This is a genomic window from Demequina soli (genome assembly GCF_000971195.1).
Classification (GTDB): Bacteria; Actinomycetota; Actinomycetes; order Actinomycetales; family Demequinaceae; genus Demequina; species Demequina soli.
In genome coordinates this window covers 240,868-258,462 of the sequence record NZ_BBLZ01000004.1, presented here as the reverse complement: position 1 = coordinate 258,462, position 17,595 = coordinate 240,868, and the positions used below count along the sequence as shown (strand labels likewise).

Sequence of the window (17,595 nt, the reverse complement as noted above, 5' to 3'; positions counted from 1 at the left end):
CCTTGCGGCAAGGCCCCCCGGCCGCGGTACGGTGAAGATGTGGACGCGAAGGCGGACCTCAAGCGCGAGCTCGACTCCTACCGCGCGCGCCGCGGCGAGCTCCGCCTCGTGGACGTCCCCCCGATGTCCTCTCTCATGGCTGACGGCCGCGGCGACCCGAACACCTCGCCGGAGTTCTCTGCCGCACTCGGGGCGCTCTACCCAGTCGCGTACGGACTCAAGTTCCTCAGCAAGCGGGAGCTCGGACGCGACTACGTCGTCATGCCGCTCGAGGGCCTGTGGTGGGCCGACGACCCCGCGGCCTTCGCGGCCGGCGACCGGGCGGCGTGGCGGTGGACGGCGATGATCGCCGTGCCGGGATGGACCGAGAGGGAGGCGTTCGAGGCGGTCGTCGCGCGGGTCCGCGCCAAGGGCGCCCCGGCCCGCCTCGACGACGTGCGGCTCGAGACGCTCGAGGAGGGCCGGTGCATGCAGACGCTTCACGTCGGGCCGTTCGCGGACGAGGGCCCGGTGATCGCCCGCCTGCACGCCGAGATCGCGGATCAGGGTCTCGCGTTGACGGGCCGGCACCACGAGATCTACCTGAGCGACCTGCGCCGCAGCGCCCCGGAGCGCCTGCGGACCATCCTGCGCCAGCCCGTCGCGGACGCTCCCTAGCCGCCGCGCGCATCGTCCCCGGAGGCCCGAAACACCCGGGCAACATCCGCGCGCCAGGATGGGCCGACGGCACGGCTCGGGGAGGCGCGGATGGACGATGCGGGGTTCTGGGCGGGCGCGGACGCGCACCTGGTGAGGTTCGGGACCGGGTGGACGCCGCGGATCATCGAGCGCGGCGAGGGCTCCTACGTCGTCGACGCGGAGGGGCGCCGCATCCTCGACTTCACGTCGGGTCAGATGAGCGCCGTCCTGGGGCACGCGCACCCCGCGATCGTCGACGCCGTGAGCCGGTCCGTGCGCACGCTCGACCACCTCTTCAGCGGCATGCTGTCGCGCCCGGTGGTCGAGCTTGGCGAGCGGCTGACCGCCACCATGCCCGCGGGCCTGGACAAGGTGCTGCTGCTCAGCACCGGCGCCGAGGCGAACGAGGCCGCGCTGCGCATGGCCAAGCTCGCGACGGGCGGCTTCGAGGTGGTGACGTTCGACCGCTCGTGGCACGGCATGACGCACGGCGCGGCGGCCGCGACCTACGTCGCCGGGCGCCGCGGCTACGGTCCCACCCAGCCGGGCATGCTCACGCTTCCCACCCCCGACGCCTACCGGTCGCCGTTCCGCCGGCCGGACGGCTCCCACGACTGGGAGGCGGAGCTCGAGTTCGGGCTCGCGGCGATCGACCGCCAGTCGACGGGCGCGCTCGCCGCGGTCCTGGTCGAGCCCATCCTGTCCTCGGGCGGGATCGTCGAGCTGCCCGTCGGCTACCTCGCGCGGCTACGCGCGTGGTGCCACGAGCGGGGCGGCCTGCTCATCCTCGACGAGGCGCAGACGGGTCTCGGGCGCACGGGCACCATGTACGCCTTCGAGCGCGACGGCGTCACGCCCGACGTCCTCACGCTGTCGAAGACCCTCGGCGCGGGCCTGCCCGTGGCGGCGGTGGTGACGAGCAGCGCCATCGAGGAGGCGTGCCACGAGCGCGGCTTCCTCTTCTACACGACCCACGTCAACGACCCCCTCGCGGCATCCGTCGCGCTCGCCGTGCTCGACGTCGTGGAGCGCGAGGGGCTGGTCGGGCGCGCGCGGGAGCTCGGAACGCGCATGGGTGCCCGCCTGCGCGAGATCCAGGCCGGCTGCCCGACCGTCGGGGACGTCCGCGGCCGCGGCCTGCTGCAGGGCATCGAGGTGGTCGCGGACCGCGCGACCAAGGCCCCCGCCGAGGGCTACGGCGTGGCCGTGACGTCCGCGTGCCTCGAGCGCGGCCTGCACATGAACATCGGCCAGCTCAAGGGCATGGGAGGGGTGTTCCGCATCGCGCCGCCGCTGACCGTGACCGATGCCGAGGTCGACGCGGGGCTCGACATCCTCGAGGATGCGCTGCACGCCGCGCTGGCGTAGGGGACGCCTCAGGCCAGGCGCATGCCCCACGCGAGCGTGTGCTCGGCGCCGGGCTCGAGCGTGATCAGCCTCTCTCCGGTGCGGAACGCGTCCGCGATGCAGGACATGGGCTCGATCGCGACCCCCGCGCGGTACACGCCGGGCACCTGGTCGCCGGTGCACACCTGCCACGCGGTCGCCTCGGAGTCGGCCCAGATCTCGATGGTCGAGCCGTCGGCCCAGCCCAGGCGGGCCCACGAGCGGCCGTCGGCGTCCGTGATCGGGTCCACCCACGCATCGTCGAACGCGACGCCCCGGAGCGGACGGACCTCGCGCAGGTCGAAGTCGCCGTCGACGGGGACCGTGCCCGTCGGCAGCAGGCGCTCGTCGACCGTGACGCGCGAGGCGGCGCCCAGCTGGAGGGTGCACTCGTCGACCGGGGTGCCGCCGGGCGCGAACCACGGGTGGAAGCCCACGCCGTACGGCAGGGCGGCGGTGCCCTCGTTGCGCGCGACCGTGGTGATGGTGAGGCCGCCGTCGGTCAGCGCGTACGTGGTCGCGAGGACGAGCTGGAAGGGGTAGCCGGGGCTCGCCGCGAGCGCGAACGTCAGGGTGACCGCGTCCGCGGAGGAGGACTCGACGGTCCAGTCGGCCCACGAGACCAACCCGTGGAGCGCGGTGGCGCGGTCGGGCTCGCTCACGGGGACCTGGAGGTCCGCGCCCGCGAAGGTGTAGCGGCCGTCGCGCAGGCGGTTGGGCCACGGCGCGAGGACCATGCCGCTGAACGCGGGCGCGAGCTGGTCGGCCGCATACGGCACCACGACGTCGCGGCCGCCGACGGTGTACTCGCGCAGCGCCGCGCCGACGCTCGCGATGGTGGCGACCTGGTCGCCGTGGGTGAGGGTGATCTGGGATCCGGACAGGTGCGTCATGCCGCGACCGTATCGCGGCCGGCGGGGGACCGCCGACCGCGAGGGTCCGGGTGGCGCGTCAGAAGCGCAGGAACACCGGGCTGGACTGCCAGATCGACGTCTGCTGGACGCCGCTGCCGGGGCCGACGGCCTCGATCTGCTGGTTGCCACCCGCGTAGATCGACACGTGGCCGGGCGACCAGATGACGTCGCCGGGACGCGCCTCGGAGGCCGAGATGACCGTGCCGACCGCGCGGACCGCGCTCGACGAGTGGGGGACGCTGATGCCCACCTGGGCGTAGGACCACGACACGAGGCCGGAGCAGTCGAACGCGCCCGGCGTCGCGGAGGCGTACACGTAGGCCGACCCGATCTGGGACTGCGCGGCCGCGACGATGCTCGAGTACGAGGCGCTGGTGGACGAGGCGACCGACGTGGTGGCGGTGCTCGTGGTCGACGCGGTCGACGCGGTCGACGCGGCGGCGGTGGCGGCGGCCTCCTCGGCGGCCTTGGCGGCGGCCGCCTCCTCGGCGGCACGCAGATCCGCGAGGTTGTCGAGCAGGTGGCTCGCGACGAAGCCGGTGAGCCCGTCCTTGGTGTAGACGCGGGTGAAGTCGCCGCGGGTGACCTCGTCGGCGTCCGTGCCGAGCTTGGTGCCGTCCGCGAGCACGGCGAGCGACTCCGCTCCGCCGTCGGCGGCGGTGCGCAGGTGCACGGCTGCGGTCGCGACCACCTCCGGGTCGGACGCGAGCGCGCGGGCCTTCTTGATCTGGGCGGGCTGCTCCCACAAGGGGGTGACCTCGACCTGGGGAAGCTCGTCGACGCCCCAGTCAGCCTTGGCGCTCGCGGTGATCGGGGCGACGGTGGTCTCGGTCCGGACCGCCTCGCTCGCCTGCTGCGGCGTGTCCGCCGGCAGGGGGGCCGGCGACGCCATCGCGGCGGTCGCATAGCCCAGGCTCAGGGCGCCACCGGCGACGGCGGTGGCGGCCACGCGGTTGGCGTGGCGGTGGAGATTTGCGCGAAAACTCGACAACGGGAAACTCCTCTCACGCATCGAACGAAGGTAACAAAATGATCACGGTGCGCTTGTGGACCGCTCCCAGAATCGTGCGGAAGGCGCGAATCGGGCATCGTGCCGGGCGGCGCGCGCGGCGATCGCGCCCCTGCTACGCCCGCCCACGTCCGGCGCCGCGTGGCCGTCGGGGCCGCGCGGACGTGGCCTTCGTCACATCGGGGCGCGCGGCGCCCTAGGCTCGGGCTCATGGAGCGCCGCCGCTACATCCGCCTGCGCGCGGAGGCATGGGGCTTCGCGCTGGGGTCGCTGTGCTTCATGGTCGGCGCCCTGCCGTGGTTCCAGGAGGCCGCCGGGGCGGTCGCGACGGGCGTCACCTTCTTCGTCGGGTCGCTCCTGTTCACGGGCGCGGGCGCGATCCAGCTGCTGCTCAGCGGCAGGCGCCCGCCGCGGCCGACGGCGACCACGGGGGACCGCTACGACTGGTGGGCGGCCGCCGTCCAGTCGCTCGGCACGGTGCTGTTCAACGTCAGCACGCTCGCGGCGCTGCTCGGTGCCGTCGCCACGCCGGGCGCGGTCGGCATCGGCTGGCGGTCGGACGCGTGGGGCTCCCTGGCCTTCCTCGTGTCCGGGGCGCTCGCCCTCGCGGCGGCGCGCCGCCGGCACGAGCTCTGGCACGTGCGCGCCCGCACCCCCGAGGCGGCCTGGCTGAACATGGTCGGCTCGGTCGCTTTCGGGGCGTCGGCGATCGGCGCGTACGTGGTGCCGGAGACCCAGACGTTCGTCAGCCTCCTGTGGGCCAACCTGGGCACGTTCCTCGGGGCGGCGTGCTTCCTGGCGGCCGCCGTGCTCGTGCGGCCGGGAGCTGGCGAGGACTGAGCGCTACGGGCGCGCGCATCGTCCCCCGCGCTAGTGGTGGAAGGCCGAGCTCGTCCGCTCGACCGGGATCGGCCCGTCGAGCGCCTCGAGGTAGTCGACGCACGCCCGGAGGTCCTCGAGGAAGTCGCGCGCGACCGCGCGCCTGCCGCGGCGCACCACGATCCGCTGCACCGTGATGTCCTCGAGCCCCTCGGGGAGCGGATACGCGGGCACCTGCCAGCCCCGCGCGCGCAGCTTGTCGGACAGGTGGTAGAGGTTCCAGTTGGGGTTGTGGCCGTCCTTGAGCCTCCACGCGAACACGGGGATGTCGCTGCCGTCGCTCACGAGCTCGAACGGACCCATGGCGGCGATCTCCCCGGATACGTACAGCGCGACGGCCCGCGTGTGGGAGTGCACCGCCGTGTAGCCCTCGCGGCCCAGCCGCAGGAACAGGTAGTACTGCAGCAGCACCTGCGCCCCGGGGCGGGAGAAGTTCAGCGCGAGCGTGGGCATGTCGCCGCCCAGGTAGCTCACGCGGAACACCATGTCCTCGGGCAGGTGCTCCTCGCTCCGCCACACCACCCACCCCAGACCCGGGTAGACCAGGCCGTACTTGTGGCCCGACGTGTTGATGGAGACCACCCGCTCGACGCGGAAGTCCCACGCGATCTCGGGCTGCAGGAACGGCGCGACCATCGCGCCCGACGCGCCGTCGACATGCAGGGGCACGTCAAGGCCGGTCGCGTCCTGGATGCGGTCGAGCGCGGCGGCGATCGCCCGCACCGGCTCGTAGACGCCCGTGTAGGTGACCCCCATGATCGCGACGACGCCGATGGTGTTCTCGTCGACAAAGTCCTCGAGCCCGTGCCCGTCGAGCGCCGGGTGCTCGTGCGACACCGGCACCAGGCGCGCCTCGACGTCCCAGTAGTTGCAGAACTTCTCCCAGCACACCTGCACCGCCGCGCTCATGATGAGGTTCGGCCGGTCGGTCGGCAGGCCCGCCTCGCGGCGCCGCGCGCGCCAGCGGCGCATGAGCGCGAGCCCCGCGAGCATCGCCGCCTCCGAGGAGCCGACGGTCGACGTGCCGATCGCGTGCTCCGGGTCCGGCGCGTGCCACAGGTCGGCGAGGATCCTCCAGCACCGCGTCTCGATCTCCGCGGTCTTGGGGTACTCGTCCTTGTCGATCATGTTCTTGTCGAACGTCTCCGCGTAGAGGCGGTTCGCATGCTCGTCCATCCACGTGCCGACGAAGGTCGCGAGGTTGAGGCGGGCGTTGCCGTCGAGCATCGCCTCCTCGTGCACGATCTCGTACGCGGTCTGCGCCGGCATGCTGCCCTCGGGAAGCGTGTACCAGGGCTCCGCGAAGTCGTCGAAGTCGTCGCTGCTGCTGAACGTGCCGGACATGATGGGCCTCCTCGTGGCGCGCGTCCCTGAGCGTTCCCCGATTCAACGTAGCCCCGGGCGCGCGTCGCCGCAGGGCGAGGGGACGATGCGGCGCGCACCGCATCGTCCCCCCGCCGTTTTGGCGCCCAGGGGCCCGACCGGGCACAATGGCCGGGCCGCCGCGCATCAAACGAGGCCTCGGATCCACCCAGGGTGGGCATTGCCGGCGGGCCGTCCCTGCTTGCCGTGCGGGCGATCGCCCGCGTCCGAAGGAGCCTCGATGTCCGAGCTGACCATCCAGACCACCACCTCGGGATCGCTGCCGCGCTCGCCCGAGCTCGTCGAGGCGACCCAGGCCCTCGCCGTCGCCGAGGACGGGTTCACGCTCGTCCAGACCGACGAGTACCGCGAGCTCGCCGCCGCGGCCGTGACCGACCTGGTCGCCAAGCAGGTCGAGGCCGGCATCACCATCGTCGGCGACGGCGAGTACGGCAAGGCCATGACCGCGGCGCACGACTTCGGCGCCTGGTGGTCCTACTCGTTCCAGCGCACCGCCGGCCTCGCGCTCCCGGCCTTGGACGCGCCGCGCCCCGGCCCGGTGCGCTCCGAGCCCGGCAACATCCGCCTGACCTCCATGGAGGACCGTCGCGACTGGGTGCGCTTCGCCGCCGCCTACTTCGACCCGACCTCGGGCGTCCTCATGGGCGAGCCGCCGTTCTGGCCCGAGGCCGTCGGCCCGCTGTCCTACCGCGGCCACGACGCGATCGCGTCCGACATCGCGAGCCTGCGCCGCGGCCTCGACGCCGCCGGCCTGTCCACCGGCTTCATCACGTCGCTCGCGCCCGGCTCGGCCGCGCGCATCGGCAACTCCTACTTCGCCACCGAGGAGGAGCACATCTGGGCGTGGGCCGACGTCATGCGCGAGGAGTACAAGGCGGTCACCGACGCGGGCCTCACGCTCCAGATCGACGACCCGTCGCTGGCCGAGAGCTGGGACCAGATCAACCCCGAGCCGTCCGTCGCGGACTACCGCGCGTTCATCCAGACGCGCATCGACGCGATCAACCACGCGATCGAGGGGCTGCCGCGCGAGCAGGTCCGCATCCACCTGTGCTGGGGCTCCTGGCACGGCCCGCACACCACGGACCTCGAGCTCCGTCACATCGCGGACCTGGTCGCGCAGATCAACGCCGCCGAGATCTCCTTCGAGGCGGGCAACGTGCGCCACGAGCACGAGTGGAAGGTGTGGCGCGACGTCGAGCTGCCCGCCGGCACCACGCTGCTGCCGGGCGTGGTGAGCCACGCGACCAACGTGGTCGAGCACCCCGACCTGGTGGCCGAGCGCATCGTCCGCTTCGCGGAGATCGTCGGTCCGGACCACGTCATCGCGTCGACGGACTGCGGCCTCGGCGGCCGCATCCACCCGGCCATCGCGTGGGCGAAGCTCGAGTCGCTGGGCGAGGGCGCGCGCCGAGCGGCAAAGCTCCTCAACGGCTGACCGTACGGTTCCCAATGACAGATGTGACGCGTGGGACGTAGGCGACGGGTCGGCGTGACTCATGCGCCCGCCGCCTACGTCCCGCGAGTCCCATCTGTCACATCTGTCACATCTGTCATTGCGAGTCGAGCGAGTCGAGCACGTCGCGGATCAGCTCGAAAGTGGTCAACGGGTTGACGATCGCGATGCGCAGCACCGGCTCCCCGCGGTGGGAGCTGGGCACCACGAACGCCTTCTGGTCGGCGAGCAGGCGCGCCGACCACGCCTCGTAGTCGGCGGCGCTCCAGCCGTCGCGCCGGAACACCACGACCGACAGCTGAGGGCGCCTCACGAGCGACAGCTCCGGCCGCGCCGCCACCTCGTCCGCGACCCGGCGCGCGAGCTCGATGCCGTACGAGATCGCCGCGCGGTACTCGTTCGTCCCGTAGGTCGCCAGCGAGAACCACAGCGGCAGGCCGCGCGCGCGGCGCGTGAGCTGGATCGCGAGGTCCGAGGGGTTCGTGTCGGGCGACTCGGTGAGCGCGTCGAGGTACTCGGCGTGCTGCGTGTGGGCGCGGCGCGCGACCTGCGGGTCGCGGTAGAGGAGCGCGCACGCGTCGAACGGCGCGAACAGCCACTTGTGCGGGTCCACGATGAGCGAGTCGGCGTGCTCGATGCCCGCGTAGGCCGGTCGCATCGCCGGCACGAGCGCGCCTGCGAGCCCGTAGGCGCCGTCGACGTGCAGCCACACGCCCGCGGCGCGCGTGACGGCGGCGATGCCCGCGAGGTCGTCGACGATCCCGAAGTTGGTGGTTCCCGCGGTCGCCACCACCGCGAACACCGCGTCGCCGTGGGCGGTGAGCGCGTCCTCGACGGCGTGGCCGTGGAGCCGGCCGTCGTCGTCCGGCTCGATCCCGACCCAGTCGACGTCCATCACGGCGGCGGCGGAGGCCACCGACGAGTGCGACTCCGCGCTGCACACCACCACCCAGCGGGCCGGGTCGGGCAGGCCGCGCTCGCGCCGCGCGCGGCGGGCCGCGTCGCGTGCCGCCACGAGCGCCGAGAGGTTGCCGATCGTGCCGCCCTGCACGAACACGCCGCCGGCGGTCTCGGGCAGGCCCAGCTCGCCCGCGAGCCACGCGAGCACCTCGTTCTCTGCGAACACGGCGCCCGCGCCCTCGAGCCAGGACCCGCCGTAGATGGACGATGCGGACACCACCAGGTCGAACGCGGTGGCGGCCTTGCTCGGGGCCGAGGGGATGAACGACAGGTACCCCGGGTGGTCGGTCGAGAGGCACGTCGGCGCCAGCACGTCGCCGAACAGCGCGAGGGCACGCTCGGCGCCGAGACCCCCCGGCGTGATCGAGCCGGACGCGACCTGCGCGAGCTCCTCCGGCGAGGCCGGCACGTCGAGCGGGATGTCCTCGTACAGGGCGCGGCGGCGGGTGTAGTCGAGCACGAGGTCGACGACGGCGCGGCTCTCGTCGGAGACGGCGTGCATGCGGTCGGGGCGCGCGGGACCCACGCCGGTCTGGGGACTCATCGCGCCAGGATAGGTGCGCACTGCCGCGCGGGCCGAGCGTCACACGTGCGTTCTCGCGCCGCTTTCGTGCGCGATCAGCGTCACGGTGGTGGATTCCGTCGCGGCTGCCGGGGAGGGCGTCGGCGCGAACACGAGCGAGCGCTGGATCCCGTAGGACAGCGCCCACAGCACGGCGTCCGTCGCGACCTTGGCGGCGAGCAGCGGCACCCCGAGCTCGGTCAGCGTGCGTAGCGTCGAGTAGCTGAGGAACAGCAGGACGCCCGCGAGCGCGGCGTAGCGCACCGCCTGCGCCCCGACCCGGCCGCGCGAGCGGAACACGGTGCGCCGGTTGATCGCGAAGTTGGTCGAGGCGCTCAGCACCCGCGCGCCCACCACCGCGGCGGCGAGGCTGCCGGTCGCGGCCGACAGCGCGAGCAGCGCGACGGTGTCCACCCCGAACGCGATCAGGGACGATGCGGCGAACAGCACGAGCGGCCGCATCACCCGGGCGGAGTCCACGAGCGGGCGGAAGTGCGAGGACGCGTTGCCCGAGAGATACACGGTCGCGATGGGCACCTCGATCGTGGCGATGCCCCGGCGCGACGCGGCGAGGAGCAGCTCGAGCTCGTACGCGAACCGCTCGCCGCGCACGCCGAGCGCCCAGGGCAGCAGCGCGGCGGGGTAGCCGCGCAGCCCCGTCTGGGTGTCGGTCACGCGCCGCCCCGTGGCGGCGGCGAGCAGGGCCGTGGTCGCGCGGTTGCCCACGCGCGAGCGCAGCGGCACGTCGCCGGCGAACGCGCGGACGCCCAGGACCACCGCATCGTCCCGGGCCGAGGCGAGCGCCGCGGCGACGGCGCCGATGTCCTCGACGGTGTGCTGGCCGTCGCTGTCCGCGCACACCACGGCCTCGCCGGGGGCGTGTGCGAGGGCCCATGCGAAGCCGGTCCGGAGCGCCGCCGCCTTCCCGCGGTTCGCGGGATGGCGTAGCACGGTCGCGCCCAGCGCCTCGCACGCGTCGAAATGGGGACGATGCGCGGGTCCGGACCCGTCGTCCACGACCACCACCGCGGCGCCCGGGCGCAGCGCCGCGACGAGGTCGACGAGGCGCGCGTCGGGCTCGTAGGCCGGGATGAGGACCCGCACGTCAGCCGACCCAGAGGATGTCGGAGGTGCCGCGCTCCTGGCCCTTGCCGAGCGGGTCGTTGACGAGCGAGCCGTCGCTCACCATGGTCGAGGAGCCGCCGCCGTCGAGGTTGTACGCCTCGGTGGCGCCCAGGTCCTGCATGATCGACGCGAGCTCGGTCAGGGTGACGCCCGCGCTCTCGCTCGAGCGCCCGTCGACCACGACGAAGACGTAGTGGTTGGCGGAGATCATGCCGATCGCGGTACGAGGCTGGTCGCCCTGGATGGAGTGGTTGCCGAGGTTGGTGTCGACCTCGGCGGTGTCGATGCCGTCCATGACCTGCCCGTCGTGGACCAGCCCGGGGCCGAACGACAGGGTCTGCCACGCGCCGGCGTCGAGCAGCTCCTGGCCGGAGGTGGAGGTCTCGTCGTACACGTCCATGGTGCCGTCGGCGTAGATGACGGCGCCCTCGCGGGCGCCCTCGTCGCGGTAGAGGACGCCGTTGCGGATCTCGATGCCGGTGGTGCGGAAGCCGTAGTAGTCGCCGTTGACGGCGAACGCGGCGCCCACGTCGGACGCGATGTCGGACGGGTACTCGACGATGTTCTCGCCGAACGCGTCGTTCGCGAACGCCGAGCGCAGCTGCGTGATGTCGCTCAGCACCACGTCGGCGACGTAGTAGGTGGCCTGGTCGGAGCCCGAGCCGTAGGTGTGCTCCGTGACGGTGACCTGGGGCGCGTCGGTCGACGATGCGGCGGTGCCCGTGGAGGCCTCGGCGGCCACCTGCTCCTCCCGCTGGGAGGCGTTCGCGACCTCGACGTGGTCCACCACGTAGCGGTTGAGCGCCCACCAGCTGGGCACGCCGACGGCGAGCAGGAGGGCGATGGCGGCGGCCGCGAGGCGGCGGCGCAGGCGGTGACGGCGCGGCCGGCGGGCTTCGGGGGTCGGGGTCATGCTGGGAACCTATGGGGGGTTCCTGGCGGTTCTCCCGGCGTCTTCCTGGGGGTTCGCAGAGACCGCGCGTCAGGCGGCCAGGCGCGCCAGCGCGTCGAGCGCGGCCGGCGAGGTCCGCGCGATCCTCTCCCGCGCATCGTCCAGGCCTGCGGACGCGTAGCCCGGCGGGATGCGTGCGGGGTTGAGCGCGACGCCGTCGGCCCACGCGCGGATGTCGGGCTCCGCGAGGAAGCGCGCGGAGGCGAGCGCGCCGCGGCGGGTCATGACCGCCCAGTCGCGCAGCGAGTTGCCGAACGAGTTCGGCGGGCACAGCGCGTTCTTGACGGCGTCGTCGTCGCGGGTGGCCTCGACGTAGCCGGCCAACGCGGCGCCGAAGCACGGGAAGCCGGCGCGGATCGGCTGGAGCGTGATCGTGTCCCAGTCCCACACGGGCGCGCGGTCCGGGTGGGGCAGGCCGTCGGCGGCGCAGTGGACGATGAGCGTGTCGGGTGCGAGCGTGACCTCGCCTCGGTCGAGGGTGAGGGTGCGCGCGCCGGCGGCGCGGAGGTGGCCGAGGCGCACCACGTCCTCGACCTCGCGCAGCAGGTCGAGCTCCCAGCGCCCGAGGGTGGGGGTCTTCGCCATCGTGGGCGTGGTCGCGCGGTCGATCCGCAGCATCACGCCGGCGTCCTCGAGCCGCAGGAAAAGGTCCTCGAGGCTCGTGGCCGCTGCGGCCGCCTCCCATGTGCGCGCCACCAGCTCCGTGAAGCTCGCGGCGTCCGGCTGGACCATCGCGCGGTCCAGCATCCACGGGTCGCGTGGCCTGATCCAGCGGATGGCGCCGGGGTCGACGCCGTGCGTGAGGAGCCACACGATGGCGTCGGTCGCGGTCTTGCCCGAGCCGACGATCGCGTAGGCGCTCGCCTCGCCAGCGTCGGGCAGCTCGCCGACGGGGATGACGCGCGCGCCGTCCTCGACCGCGAACGGCGGCGGCGTGGTCGCCGGGATGGTGGGGGAGAGGAAGTGCGCGTCGACGATGCGCGCGCCGGGCCGGGCGGCGCTCTCCGCGCCGTCCTCGAGGGAGCGGAGCAGGCCGTCCCCGAGGTGCTCGTGGCGGGGGAGCAGCGTGACGCGCCCCGTGGCCTCGAGGCGGCGTGCGACGTCGGCGAAGTACGCGACCACCTCGGGTCCCGTTGCGCGCTCGTGGAGGCCGGCCTCGGGGCCGGACTCCTGGATCCCGCCGCCGAGCACGGCGGAGGCGACGCCGTAGAACGTCGACGACTGGTGCAGCCGTACGAACGGGTAGGCCTGTCGCCAGTGGCCGCCGGGCGCGTCGGCGCGGTCGAGGATCGCGACGGTGGCGTCCGAGTGGTCCACGAGCGAGTCCGCGAAGGCGAGGCCGGTCGCGCCCGCGCCGACCACCAGGTAGTCGACGTCGAGCACCGGGGTCACGGCTTCAGGGAAGCACCGGCCGCGCCGGCGCGCCAGCGGGGGGCGAGATTCGGCCTTGCGTGCGCAGGTACTTAATGAGATATAGTAATCGACGTGACACAGACAGATGCGTTCGCCGCGGACCTGCTGCGCGGCCACACCGAGACGATCGTGCTCGGCGTGCTCCGACGCGGCGACAGCTACGGCTTCGAGATCCACAAGGCGATCCGTGACGCCGCCGGCGGCGACCACGAGATCAAGGAGGCCACCCTTTACGCCACGTACCGGCGCCTGGAGAAGGACGGCCTCGTCGAGTCGTACTGGGGCGACGAGTCCCAGGGCGGCCGTCGGAAGTACTACCGGATCACCGACGCGGGCCGCGCGGTCTACCGCGGCCGCGTCGCCGCGTGGGTGGCCACGCGCCGCATCATCGACACCCTCCTCGACGTGAAGGACGCCTCATGAACACCGACATCCACCGCCTGCTCGACGAGGCGTTCGAGGGCGTCGCGATGACGCCCGACGCGCGCGACCTCAAGGAGGAGATCCGCGCGAACCTCATGGCCCGGGCCGCCGAGCTCGAGGCGTCGGGGGTGGCGCCGGCGGCCGCGGCGCGGCGCGCGGTCGAGGAGCTCGGGCCCGTCGCGGAGCTGCTCGGTACGCCCGAGCGGCCGGCCTCCGCGCCCGAGGCCGCGATCGCCGCCCACCTCCACGAGCGCCACCGCGTGCGCCCGCGCCCGGGCTTCGTCGTGCGGACCACGCTGCTGGCCGTGCTCGCGGCCGCGGCCTACGTGGGCGTCGCGCTCGAGCCCCTCGGGGTCGTGCAGGGCGGCGCCGCGATCGTGGCGGGCCTCGGGATCGTCGCCGCGCTCGCGCTCGGCCTCGTCACCGCCGACTCGCTCGCGCAGGAGACCACCGCCAATCACGCCATGCCGGTGCCCCGCGCGGTCGGCTACGGCCTCGCGACCTTCGCCGTGCTCGCCGCGGGCGCGTGCGGCGGTGCGTTCGCCGTCGCGACCGACGCGGTCGTCTACGCCGTCGCCGCCGGGGTCCTCGCGCTCGCCGCCATCGGCCTGTTCGCATGGCTGGGCGCCACCCAGACCAACCGGCGCAAGGCGTGGGCGCGCGACGCCGCGTCCGCCCACGAGCCGACGCGGTTCGACGCCGACCCCGCCGCCGCGGCGCGCTTCGGGCTGTACATGGCCGTGCTGTGGACCGTGGGCCTCGTGCTCGCGATCGTCCTCGCGATCACGCTCGCCTGGTGGTGGGTGCTGATCATCCTGGCGGCCTGCGTCGCCGTCATGCTCCTCATGCTCGCGACCATGCTCTTCGGCGGCGACGCCCCGCACGGTCGCGGCTGACCGATCCCGGGCACCACGGTCCGCGCTGAGGCTCCACCCACTCGACCGCGTTCCACACGAGGTCTGCGCTGCGCTGGACCGTTCTCCCGGTTTGCCGCTGGAGTTGCAGCGATGGATCGATTCAGCGGCGCCGGCGTGTGGGGGGTGGTCGGGGGTCGGCGGCGTGGAGCGCGGCGCGAGGCCCGGAGGTCCCGGACGCCGCGCCCACGGGCGCGCTACGGTCGGCCCGACATGACCTGGTTCTACGACCCCCGCCGCACCTACGAGGACAACTACGCCCACGGGCCGTTCGGAACGTTCGCCGAGGCGGCCCCGGGCGCGCCCTCGGAGGCGCCCGGCGCATCGTTCCTGGGCCGCCCCGTGCGCAGCGCCTTCGGCATCCCCGCGGGCCCGCTCGTCAACGCCGCCTACTGCGCGGCGGCCTTCCGCCACGGCTTCGACGTCAACGTCTACAAGACCGTCCGTGCCGAGGCCCATCCGGTGCACCCGTTCCCGAACACCCTCGCCGTGCACGTCGACGGGCGCCTCGAGGCCGGCCGCACCGCGCCGTTGCGCGCGGACGACCGCCTCGACGGTGCCACGAGCATCTCCAACTCGTTCGGCGTGCCCTCGCGCGACCCCGACGCTTGGCAGCCCGACATGGCGGCCGCCGTCGCCGCCGCAGGCGAGGGCCAGGTGCTCGTCGGATCGTTCCAGGGCACCCGCCCCGGCTCGGGGGTCGCGGATCGTGAGCGCGCGTACGTCGCCGACCATGTCGCCGCCGCGCGGCTCGTGGTCGAGGCCGGCGCGCCCGTGCTCGAGATGAACCTCAGCTGCCCCAACGAGGGCACGGGAGCGCTGCTGTGCTTCGACACCGCGGCCGTCGCCCGCATCGCAGGCGCCGTCAAGGACGAGGTCGGCGACGTGCCGCTGCTGCTCAAGCTCGCGTACTTCGGGGACGATGCGGCGCTCGCCGCGTTCGTCCGGGCGACGGCGGGCATCGTCGATGGGTACGCGGCGGTCAACACGCTGCCCGCGAGGCTCGTCGACGCCGACGGGCGCCAGGCGCTCCCCGGTGAGGGCCGCGCGGTGGCAGGCGTGTGCGGCGACGCGATCCGCTGGGCGGGGCTCGAGATGACCGCGAGGCTAGCGAGGCTGCGCGACGCGCACGGCCCGTTCGCGATCGTCGGTGTGGGCGGTGTGCTCACCGCCGCGGACGCCGGGGCGTACCGCGCCGCGGGCGCCGACGCCGTCATGAGCGCCACCGGCGCCATGCTCGATCCCGGGCTGGGCGCGAAGGTCCGCGCCCAGCCCTGACGGGTCAGCCCTGCAGCGAGCTCTTCACGTGGGTGAGCAGGTCAGGCTTGGACGGCAGGTCCAGGCCCACGTTCGGGGCCACGAACTCGAGGTGCCAGGACTCCGGCTTCGAGCCGCCCGCGCGCGCCCACAGCGGATGCACCCAGCCGTACTTGTAGCCGTTCGCGCGCATCCAGGACGCCGCTGCGGGCTGGAAGTCGGCGGCCATGCCCCAGCCGTGGTTGGACGTGCCCGGCGTCGCCGCGAGGTAGCCCTTCGACGCCTTGGTCGCGACCTGCGCGCTGTAGGAGCGGTACGACGAGGCGAGCCCAAGGTGCTTGCCGGTCTCGGCGTAGTAGTCGTCGTCGGCCATCTCGAGCGCCGCCGCGGCGTCGCACTGGAGCTGCATGCCGGCCGCGAACGACAGCGAGCACAGCTGCGAGCTGGGCACGTTGCCGTTGGTGTAGGTGACGCCCGTCGGCGTGCCCGTCCAGCCGCCCTGGTGGGCGGCCACGGCGCTGGCGTACGCGTCGCGGCGCGAGGCGTAGGCGGCGCTGACCTGCTTGTCGTAGGCCGCCATGCGGGAGTCGTTCTCGGCGTCGCGGCGCTTGTTCTCCGCGGTCACCCACGCCTGGTGGGACTTGTACAGCGCGGACTCGGCGTCCTCGAGGTCGGTCACGGCCGCGCGCACCTCGGCGACGGTGGCGTCGACCGCGTCGGCGTCCGTGCGGTCGACCTCGGTCTCGCGCAGGTCGAGCAGGGCCTGGCGGGCCTTCGAGACGTCCTTGATGGTCGCCTTGTCGCCGACCTTGCCGTCGACGGCGTCGACCATCCCCTGCGCGGAGTCCGCGGTGGCCTTGACGGCCTTGAGTCGCTCGTCGAGGGTGAGGTTCGCGCGCTCGAGGGAGGCCTCGGCGGTCGCGGCCTCGAGCACGGCGGTCGTGCCCTCGATGCGTCGGGTCGCTGCGTCGATCTGCGCGGACGCCTGCTCGAGGCGGGCGGCCGTCGCGGTGACGGTCTCGAGGTCGGTCTCCTGGCCGCGGAGCACACGGGACACCTCGGTGTCGTCGATGAGGTCCGCGAGCGCGGCGGCCTCCTCGTCCGGGGTCATCGTCGGCGCGGGCGACGCCGAGGCGTCGGCGGACGGCGTGGCGTCGGCGGACGGCGTGGCGTCGGTGGAGGCGGACGCGGAGGGCGTGGCGGAGGGTGACGCGGATGCCGACGCGCTGGGGGAGGGGTCCGACGTCGCGGAGGCGTCCGCCGACGGCGAGGCGCTCGGCGTCGCCGACGGCTCCGTGAGCGACGACGAGTCGGGCAGGCTGGAGTCCAGCTCGCTGCTCACCTCGCCGAGCACGGCGCTGGCGTCGATCTTGAGGTCGGGGGTGAGCGCGTACGGCCCGATCGCGGTGGTGGCGCCAAGCGGCGCGTTCGCCCACGACGGCGGGACGGCCGCCGTCGCGCTCACGCTGATGTGGTGCTGCTCGGCTGCGTAGGCGGCCGACGTCGCCGCCTGGGCGAGCTCGGCCGAGGCGGACACGACGGACTCGGCGTCCGACACGTCCTGCGACACCTGGGAGACCTCGCGTGCCTTCGCGAGCGTCTCCTCGAGGCGCGTGCGCTCCTCGTCGAGGACGCGCGCCTGGGCGCGGGCGTCCTCGACGGCGCTGTCGACGCGCTGCTCGTGGACGCCGACGGCGACCGCGACGCCGCCGAGGAAGCAGCAGACAGCGAACGTCGACGCCGTCTGCCAGGTGAAGGGCAGGCGTGAAATGGGCACAGGTCTCCAGGGGTCGGTGTCAAGAACTGCTCGATCGCCGTGCGTCCGCGGCCGTGCCGGCGGCGCCCCCAAGGGCCGATGAGCTCATACGACGATAACTGCGCTATCAGAGAGTCGGCTGAGCGCGGACACCTCCGCCAGGCATTCTGGCGCGCGGTGACAGCCCTGCGGGCCCTCCGCTACCGGCCGGACCAGGGGTGACATCCCTCCGGGGGCATCAAGCCGGCCCGCGGTGTGATCTCCGTCTCATCTCAGCGTGGTCGCCGTCGCCATGTGATGCCGATGCGGTTACTGTGCGCGACCGCGCTGTAGGGCGCGCCTCCCGCGCGCGACACGCCGAGGGCGCGCGAGTTCGAGGCGCGGGTCCCGCGGCGCGTCCCCGCACGTCCCGGCCCCGTCGCGAGCCGCGGCGCCCGCCGCGCGGGCCCCGCCAGGGACCTAGGGCCCAGGGCGTCAGGACCACGACATCTAGTGTTCCGGTGTCGCTAGGAGCACCATATGTAGTGG

15 protein-coding genes are annotated in these 17,595 nt (G+C 73.7%); 7 read left to right on the top strand and 8 right to left on the bottom strand.

Features of this window, described 5'->3' with window-relative positions:
- The first annotated feature begins 39 nt into the window (after positions 1–39).
- Both AOM04_RS10300 and AOM04_RS10295 read left to right on the top strand, forming a co-directional pair.
- Entirely contained in the window at positions 40–657 is a 618-nt protein-coding gene (locus tag AOM04_RS10300; protein WP_062464698.1) for a GyrI-like domain-containing protein, read from the top strand.
- Between the two features lie 90 nt (positions 658–747).
- Positions 748–2,046 (top strand): aspartate aminotransferase family protein, encoded by a 1,299-nt coding sequence (locus tag AOM04_RS10295; protein WP_062464697.1) that lies wholly within the window; start codon positions 748–750, stop codon positions 2,044–2,046.
- Positions 2,047–2,054: 8 nt separating this feature from the next.
- On the opposite strand, the gene AOM04_RS10290 is transcribed toward AOM04_RS10295, so the two are convergent.
- Together AOM04_RS10290 and AOM04_RS10285 are read right to left on the bottom strand one after the other, a co-directional pair.
- Positions 2,055–2,957, bottom strand: coding sequence for an aldose 1-epimerase family protein (locus AOM04_RS10290; RefSeq protein WP_062464696.1), 903 nt, complete (start codon positions 2,955–2,957; stop codon positions 2,055–2,057).
- Between the two features lie 58 nt (positions 2,958–3,015).
- A complete protein-coding gene (locus AOM04_RS10285) occupies positions 3,016–3,927 on the bottom strand; it encodes a C40 family peptidase (RefSeq protein WP_062464695.1) in 912 nt (303 codons plus the stop codon).
- A gap of 270 nt (positions 3,928–4,197) precedes the next feature.
- Between AOM04_RS10285 and AOM04_RS10280 the strand changes: the two genes are divergently transcribed.
- Positions 4,198–4,827, top strand: coding sequence for a hypothetical protein (locus tag AOM04_RS10280; protein WP_062464694.1), 630 nt, complete (start codon positions 4,198–4,200; stop codon positions 4,825–4,827).
- Positions 4,828–4,857: 30 nt separating this feature from the next.
- Here AOM04_RS10280 and gad read toward each other — a convergent pair whose 3' ends face one another.
- A complete protein-coding gene (gene gad, locus AOM04_RS10275) occupies positions 4,858–6,210 on the bottom strand; it encodes a glutamate decarboxylase (protein ID WP_062464693.1) in 1,353 nt (450 codons plus the stop codon).
- A 259-nt stretch (positions 6,211–6,469) separates the two neighbouring features.
- Between gad and AOM04_RS10270 the strand changes: the two genes are divergently transcribed.
- Complete coding sequence (locus AOM04_RS10270; RefSeq protein ID WP_228373682.1) at positions 6,470–7,687, top strand: cobalamin-independent methionine synthase II family protein; 1,218 nt, start codon at positions 6,470–6,472, stop codon at positions 7,685–7,687.
- Positions 7,688–7,802: 115 nt separating this feature from the next.
- On the opposite strand, the gene AOM04_RS10265 is transcribed toward AOM04_RS10270, so the two are convergent.
- From AOM04_RS10265 to AOM04_RS10250, 4 genes are all read right to left on the bottom strand, one after another.
- Positions 7,803–9,209, bottom strand: coding sequence for a pyridoxal phosphate-dependent decarboxylase family protein (locus AOM04_RS10265; protein WP_062464692.1), 1,407 nt, complete (start codon positions 9,207–9,209; stop codon positions 7,803–7,805).
- A gap of 39 nt (positions 9,210–9,248) precedes the next feature.
- Positions 9,249–10,331, bottom strand: coding sequence for a bifunctional glycosyltransferase family 2/GtrA family protein (locus AOM04_RS10260; protein WP_062464691.1), 1,083 nt, complete (start codon positions 10,329–10,331; stop codon positions 9,249–9,251).
- Between the two features lies 1 nt (position 10,332).
- Positions 10,333–11,265, bottom strand: coding sequence for a phosphodiester glycosidase family protein (locus AOM04_RS10255; protein ID WP_062464690.1), 933 nt, complete (start codon positions 11,263–11,265; stop codon positions 10,333–10,335).
- A 69-nt stretch (positions 11,266–11,334) separates the two neighbouring features.
- Positions 11,335–12,696 (bottom strand): NAD(P)-binding protein, encoded by a 1,362-nt coding sequence (locus AOM04_RS10250; protein ID WP_062464689.1) that lies wholly within the window; start codon positions 12,694–12,696, stop codon positions 11,335–11,337.
- Between the two features lie 93 nt (positions 12,697–12,789).
- On the opposite strand from AOM04_RS10250, the gene AOM04_RS10245 reads away from it, so the two are divergent.
- From AOM04_RS10245 to AOM04_RS10235, 3 genes are all read left to right on the top strand, one after another.
- The gene (locus AOM04_RS10245) at positions 12,790–13,140 is read left to right on the top strand and encodes a PadR family transcriptional regulator (protein ID WP_062464688.1); all 351 of its coding nucleotides are present in this window, start codon (positions 12,790–12,792) and stop codon (positions 13,138–13,140) included.
- Positions 13,137–14,036 (top strand): permease prefix domain 1-containing protein, encoded by a 900-nt coding sequence (locus tag AOM04_RS10240; RefSeq protein WP_062464687.1) that lies wholly within the window; start codon positions 13,137–13,139, stop codon positions 14,034–14,036. The genes AOM04_RS10245 and AOM04_RS10240 overlap by 4 nt, the downstream gene beginning before the upstream one ends.
- Before the next feature lie 231 nt (positions 14,037–14,267).
- Positions 14,268–15,332, top strand: coding sequence for a tRNA-dihydrouridine synthase (locus AOM04_RS10235; RefSeq protein ID WP_062464686.1), 1,065 nt, complete (start codon positions 14,268–14,270; stop codon positions 15,330–15,332).
- 4 nt (positions 15,333–15,336) lie between these two features.
- On the opposite strand, the gene AOM04_RS10230 is transcribed toward AOM04_RS10235, so the two are convergent.
- Positions 15,337–17,088 carry a M15 family metallopeptidase gene (locus AOM04_RS10230; protein WP_062464685.1) on the bottom strand — a complete coding sequence of 584 codons (1,752 nt, stop codon included), beginning with the start codon at positions 17,086–17,088 and terminating at the stop codon, positions 15,337–15,339.
- Positions 17,089–17,595: the final 507 nt, after the last annotated feature.